The organism is Pedobacter sp. 01T416_2 (assembly GCF_056398925.1).
Window position 1 is genome coordinate 1 of sequence record NZ_JBFTQI010000457.1, and the last position, 6,594, is coordinate 6,594.

Consider the following 6,594-nt stretch of genomic DNA (forward strand, 5'->3'; position numbering starts at 1 on the left):
CACTTATTGCTACGCTGATTTTTCTTTCAATTTTTAGAGATACATTACCCCATTGGTCTGGYCCGGCCTATAGCTGTTTAATATACCTTTCGGCATTGAAACTGGAATCCTTTACCTTATCAAAAGTAAAAGCCATTATTAGTGCTGGTATGCTGTTTTTCCTGTTCGTGGTATGTGCAGGTCTCATCGCAATTAATTTTTACAAGGGCACATTTTCTCCGCGAAAAGACCCCATGCATTTGGGTACGGGCGACCCCACCTTAGATTTATACGGCTGGAAAGAAACATCAAGAATAATTGATTCTATTTACCGTGTGGATAAATCATCCAAAAAGAATAAGACGACCCATACTATGGTAATTACAAAGTGGTTTCCTGCTGCTCATTTAGATTTTTATGTCTGCGCCAAAACGGGTTTACATACTTATGGCATAGGGGAAATCTTCGATCTTCACCAGTATTATTGGTCGAACCAAACTAAACCTAAATTAACTGCTGGTGACGATGCATATTACATTGTTCCTTCTAATCTCTACGATGAAAACAGTTTAAACTTTATTAAATCGCAATTTAAAGACAACAAAGCACCGATTATTACACCTATTTTCAGAAACGGCGTTATTTGCAAAAACATTCTGTTATTTAGGCTAAACGGCTACAAAAAATAGTGCAGTTGCAATTATAACCGATTAAATTAATGTTTTAAATTAATCCATAGTGTAGAATATGGTGTATTTAATTGCACTTGAGCTGAAAATGCAATAAATTAGCTTAGAAATCAAAGCCAATTACATTTGGCTAATAGCGAACCTCTTCCTAAAAAATAGATGATGCCCAATAACAAAGTATATCCGCTAAGCTTGCTGTTCCTCACGCTTTTATTCAGTTCTCTATCCTCAATTGGGCAGATTGTACTCAAGGATAAAAAATATCATGTAGATACTAAAATATTTTCGCAAACAGATTCAGGCGCACTAAAGTTAGATATTTATTACAGTGGTAAAATAACAGAAACTAAACCAACAGTACTTTTTGTATTTGGTGGTGGCTTTGTAATGGGCCACAGAGACAGTAAGTTATTTGACCAATACTTTAATACGTTGATAGGGCATGGTTTTAAAGTAGTGTCTGTTGATTATAGATTAGGCCTTAAAGGAAAGAAATTTCCCAGTCCCTTTAATACTTCAAATTTAAAAGCTGCTATTGATACGGCTACGACTGATGTTTTCGAAGCAACAGCTTATCTGCTTAAAAATGCAAAAGAACTCGGTATCGATACGGCTATGATCATCCTATCGGGATCAAGTGCGGGCGCTATTACTGCACTACATGCCGACTATAACAAGCGGAATGCGACAGCATTATCGGCTAAACTCCCACAGCATTTTCAATACAAAGGTGTAATTTCTTTTGCCGGGGCAATATTAAGTTATCATGGTGCGCCAAAATATGCTATGCCACCAGCACCTACAATGCTTTTTCATGGCACAGCCGATAAACTTGTACCCTATAACAAAGTGAGATTACTTAACAGGGGCTTTTTTGGCTCCAAGTACCTGGCACGCACCTTCAAAAAAAATGGGTATCCATATTATTTTCAGTATGTACAAGGTATGGGACACGAAATAGCAGGATCACCAATGGTTGAAAACCTGCCTGATATTTTGTGGTTTATAGAAAATTACATCATTAAACAAAAGCGCTACTTTATGGAAGTAGACTTTAAAGATGCCGACAAAAAATCCACTTTTAGCATACCTCCTGCTTTAAAAAAGAGATAGGGTAAATCGAGTGGTTTCCACTATTTTTTCAGTTCGAGCACAGCAACGATGGGCAAATGATCTGAGGCATAACGCTCAGGGATTACCTCGTGCGAAACAATTTTAAAAGGATTTCCTGTTTTAAAGCCAATATGATCAATTGTTTTCCGCGGGTTGATCACAGGAATGGTAAAACCACAATTGCTACATGTTCTGGTAAAATTAGAATCGAATATTTTAATGCTTTCTGAACTTGGATCGGCGTTTAAATCACCTGCAACAATTAACGGCAGGGTTTCTTCTGCTGTTAACCGATTAATCTCTTTAGCTTGAAGGATACGGTTATCTTCCGGGCGTTGCGCATCAAGATGGGTAGAAGCAAAACGGATAAAAACTCCTTTGGCAATTTCGGCAGTTGCAATGGCCAAAACCCTTTGTTCTGCTTTGGCATCGTTATTTTTAGGCAACATAAAAGTCTGCTGTGCAGATAAAGGAAAGCGAGATAAAATAGCTACGCCATAGTCACCCCCATCATGGTCTATCGCTTTACCAAAATAAAAATTCATCTTCAATTTGGTGGCCAGCAAAGCGGCCTGGTTAATAGTGCCCGATCTTTTGGTATTCACGTCTACTTCTTGTAAAGCCACAAGATCAGGTTTTTGTTGTACTATCGCTTTGGCAATGGCATCAACATCAATAAGGCCTTCTTTCTCTTTTGATAGAGGGTTGCAATGGTGAAGGTTATAAGACATGACACGCAGTACATTACTGCGCTTTGATTCAGCTTGTCCGTTGATCTTAGGTGAACAAGCGCCCAAAAGGCAAATGCTTAGTATTAAAAAAGAGTATAATTTCATATTGGGTTAAATTAATAAATAAAAAGAGGCTGTATCATAAAATTTAAATTTCGATTCGAATCCATCTCTGTTGAACTTCCTGATAAAGTGGATAGGCCCAAAGATGACAGTTCTACATTAATGATACAACCTCTTAAATTAGTTACCAGCCTGGATTTTGTCCCAGTACTGGGTTGCGTTGCAATTGTGTAATTGGAATTGGCCAAAGATAATTTTTAGGAGCAACAAATTTTCTACCTGTGTTTACCACAAAATACCCATTTGCATCTGTTGCAATGGTAGCTACATATTGCTGGTTAAAACTTTCAACCAAACTTTTCTTCATGCCCTTTACATCCTGAGCCAATAAATCGCCTTGTTTCCAGCGGAGTATGTCGTAATAGCGCTGTCCTTCAAGTGCAAGTTCAACCCTTCTTTCGCGTCTGATTTCGGTTCTTAAATCTAACCCAGCTGCCACAAGTTCGGTAATTACCATTCGTTTCATTCCCACGCGGTCGCGCAACTTATTAATGGTATTATCAATATCAGTTTGGGTAAGTGTACCTTGCTCCAACCTCGCCTCTGCTAAAGTAAGCAGTACTTCTGCATAACGGATATGATGGATATCGTTCGAGTCCTGGCTTACCGTACCCACAGCAGCAACTTCTACGTATTTGCTAAAGTAAAACCCAGTTCCTGTTATACAACCCTTTTTATCGGCGTTCCATTTAGGAGTATTAAATATCGGATTTGTAGTGGCATCGGCATCACCATCATCTTGTCCGCCCCAAGCCCAACCAGGTGTTAATATGGTTTGGTTCATACGTGGATCTCTGTTTTTAAAGATATCAGCATAAGTGCTTTCGCTATACAATGGCGATTTATCTATCGGAAGTCCGTCTGTACATAAATAACTATCTACCAACGATTTGGTTGGTGAGTAGCGGCTCGTTTGATCGGGCACCTGAATTTCGCGACTGGTATTGTGCACACTTACGCCGGCAACATTTGGTCTTGCGAAAATGGTTTCTTTGTTGGCACCAGCGGCTAATTTTCCTTTGTAGGTAAAAAGATCGTTATAACATTTGGCTGTACCACCAGCTGTATATAGCTGATAAACATTCAGATCCATTACTGATTTAGCGGCAGCCTCGGCAATGCTCCATTTTTCGAAAAAGAGTGCTACTCTGGCTTTCCAGGCAAATGCGGCACCTTTGGTGATACGACCAAGATCAGCAGAAGTATAAGCAGTTGGAAGCCCAATCGCTGCTGCATCTAAATCGGCAAAAACAAATTCGAGCACTTCTGCCCTTTTATTACGTGGACCAAATACTTCTTCATCACCAATATCGAGCGTTTTAGAGATTAGCGGCACATCACCGAAAAGGAAGATCAGATAAGTATACATAAAAGCCCTTAAAAACCTTACTTCTCCCGCATACTGCGCCAAGGCAGTTGCACTGATATTGGTGGCTTTGGTGTAATTTTCGAGAAAATGGTTACAACGCCTGATGGCAGCATATAAATTTACCCACTCGGAGTTTAATGTCCCAGAAGTAAAATCGTAATTACCTGCAGAAATGGCCTGATATTCTGAATTAGGGGGATAAATGGTATTGTCGCCCATATTTTTTCCATGGCGATGGTATTATTGTTTCTTAAATTGCTGTAACAGGCATTTGCAGCCAGTTTCAGTTGTTCTTCTGTTTTCCAGAAACTGATATCGGTTACCGAATCCAGCGGTTCACGATCAAGAAATCCTTTTTTACAACTGGCTAAGAAAAAGGAAGGAATCAGTGCAGCACCGCCCAACAAACCCGTTGCTTTTAAAAATGATCTGCGGCTGTTTATATATTGATTTTGATTTTTCATGGGTGGTTTATTTTAACTTAATCGAAAGACCGAAAATGAACGTTTTAACCTGAGGGTATAATCCGCCACTGGTTGCCTGCGATTCAGGATCGTAAGCATAAAAGAAATTGGTATCGGTAAACAAGTTATCGGCCGAAGCGTAAACCCTTAGCCTATCTATGTGAATCTTCTGCAAGAAATTTCCAGGGATAGTATAACCCAGCTGCAGGTTTTTCACCCTTAAATAAGCAGCATCCTGTAACCAATAATCGGCCAATCTTCCAGTGTTGCGGGTATCTTTATATACGAAACGTGGGTATGAACCTCCAGTATTTTGTGGGGTCCATCTACACTCAGATCAAAATTATGATAAGCAGCATCTAACCTGAAAGAATAATTATACCGAGGGTAAGCATCGCCAATTACCTCACGGTCTAAATCGGCACTAATCAAACCATCGCCATTCAAATCACGGTATTTAAGATCGCCAGGTGCCACTTTACCTGCATCTGCAGCAAAGACTGGAAACTTTGGCACGTATTTTCCTGCGGCATCTTTGGTAAAATCAGTCTCTTGAGCTAATCCATCTGTGCGGTAACCATAAAAAGCATCAAGCGGTTGCCCTACCTGACGGATTCTGTCGCCAATGGTTGGGGGAACACCGCCCAAATCGGTAACTGTATTTTTGATATCAAAAAACTGTCCGGTAATGCCATATTTAAAATTTCCAATCTTATCGTTCCAACCCAGGCTCAATTCATATCCTTTGTTTGATATGGCACCCGCATTCTGATCGGGAACGGTAAGGCCTATTACATCAGGCTGTGGCACTTTAAGTTGTATATCTACCGTCTTTTTATTAAAAATATCTCCGGTAAAAGTAAGTCGGTTGTTAAAAAAGGCCAGATCCATGCCCACATTGAGCATCGTGGCTTTTTCCCATCTTAACAAGGGATTAGAAAGTATAGTCTGTGCAAAACCAGTAGTCAGGATATTACCAATTGGCATGGTACCCACACTGGTTAATACTTTAATATATGGATACCACTCAGAATAAGCTGGTCCATCTGCTCCATACTGATTACCCAATGATCCGTAAGAAGCGCGGATTTTACCATCGCTAAACCAGGACCGGCTATTGTCTTTTATAAAGCTTTCTTCGCTAAATCTCCAGCCTGCAGAAACTGAAGGGAATACACCCCATTTTTTTCCAGGCGCATAACGCGAAGATCCATCATAGCGCATATTAAACTCTACCAGATATTTTCCGGCATAATCGTAGTTAACCCTCGAAAAAAGCGATTGCAAAGCATATTGATAGGCATCGCCTGTTGCCGTTGGGTTCAGTGATCCAATATTCAGTACCGGTACATCATCACTAACCAAATTGGTTTTAGCTGCTGAGAAGGCATCAAAACGATACGTCTCCTGTTGATAACCGCCCAGCAGCTTAATGTGATGTTCGTCTAAATTAAGCGTGTAATCTGCCTGCATAGAGAAATTTTGCAAGGTGGTAGTTGTGGCAACTTCCCTCAGCGAATTGTTCGGACTGGTGGTGTAAATAATGGSATTGGTAGCTGGATTGAAATAATCGATCCTCCGATTAAATGTCCGTCTTTTTTGAGAACTGGCAATTAAACCATATTGCGATTTGAGATCCAAACCTTTAAGCACGTGCAATGTTCCCGTAATGTTGGAAGTAAATTCTTTAGAGAAAAAATTATTGAAACCGCCATCGGTAGCAATTGCTAAAGGATTACTAGATCCACCGCCATAACCCCAGGTACCGGTAGTAAACCGTACAGGTGTTAATGGTGAACTGGTAAATGCAGTATAAATAGCACCGGCACCGCCATCAGTATCGGCAGCTGGCTGATTCTGGTTACGGTCTAAATAACCCAAATTCACATCAACATCCAATAAGGAAAGGAGCTTTAAAGCCGATAGCTTTATCCTGGCATTGTTTTTTGCAAACTTATATTGATCGCCGGCAATTAGGCCATCCTGGTTTTCTCTTCCGTAAGAAAAATAATAATTAAAATCGCTGCTTCCTCCCTGCACGTTAATGCTGTGATTCTGTTGAGGAGCATAATCTTTAATCAATGCATCTGTCCAGTTGGTGTTGGCAAAATAATTAGGATCAGAAC

At 40.1% G+C, this 6,594-nt stretch carries 7 protein-coding genes; 2 read left to right on the top strand and 5 right to left on the bottom strand.

Annotated features, from left to right (window positions below; genetic code table 11):
* Both AC1DPQ_RS17860 and AC1DPQ_RS17865 read left to right on the top strand, forming a co-directional pair.
* On the top strand, positions 1–668 hold a 668-nt coding region (locus AC1DPQ_RS17860; protein WP_477610413.1), incomplete at its 5' end, for a hypothetical protein.
* A gap of 162 nt (positions 669–830) precedes the next feature.
* Complete coding sequence (locus tag AC1DPQ_RS17865) at positions 831–1,781, top strand: alpha/beta hydrolase (protein ID WP_477585836.1); 951 nt, start codon at positions 831–833, stop codon at positions 1,779–1,781.
* Between the two features lie 20 nt (positions 1,782–1,801).
* Here AC1DPQ_RS17865 and AC1DPQ_RS17870 read toward each other — a convergent pair whose 3' ends face one another.
* The 5 genes from AC1DPQ_RS17870 to AC1DPQ_RS17890 form a co-directional block, all read right to left on the bottom strand.
* Positions 1,802–2,617 (bottom strand): endonuclease/exonuclease/phosphatase family protein, encoded by an 816-nt coding sequence (locus AC1DPQ_RS17870; RefSeq protein ID WP_477610414.1) that lies wholly within the window; start codon positions 2,615–2,617, stop codon positions 1,802–1,804.
* Between the two features lie 142 nt (positions 2,618–2,759).
* Positions 2,760–4,223, bottom strand: a complete 1,464-nt coding sequence (locus tag AC1DPQ_RS17875) for a RagB/SusD family nutrient uptake outer membrane protein (protein WP_477579545.1) — start codon at positions 4,221–4,223, stop codon at positions 2,760–2,762.
* On the bottom strand, positions 4,139–4,468 hold the full coding sequence (locus AC1DPQ_RS17880; protein ID WP_477579547.1) for a twin-arginine translocation signal domain-containing protein: 330 nt from the start codon (positions 4,466–4,468) through the stop codon (positions 4,139–4,141). Before AC1DPQ_RS17880 ends, AC1DPQ_RS17875 begins: the two co-directional genes overlap by 85 nt.
* Positions 4,469–4,475: 7 nt before the next feature.
* Positions 4,476–4,724: a hypothetical protein gene (locus AC1DPQ_RS17885; RefSeq protein ID WP_477610415.1), complete on the bottom strand. Its 249-nt coding sequence runs from the start codon at positions 4,722–4,724 to the stop codon at positions 4,476–4,478.
* On the bottom strand, positions 4,688–6,594 hold a 1,907-nt coding region (locus tag AC1DPQ_RS17890), incomplete at its 5' end, for a SusC/RagA family TonB-linked outer membrane protein (RefSeq protein WP_477610416.1). The genes AC1DPQ_RS17890 and AC1DPQ_RS17885, both read right to left, overlap by 37 nt.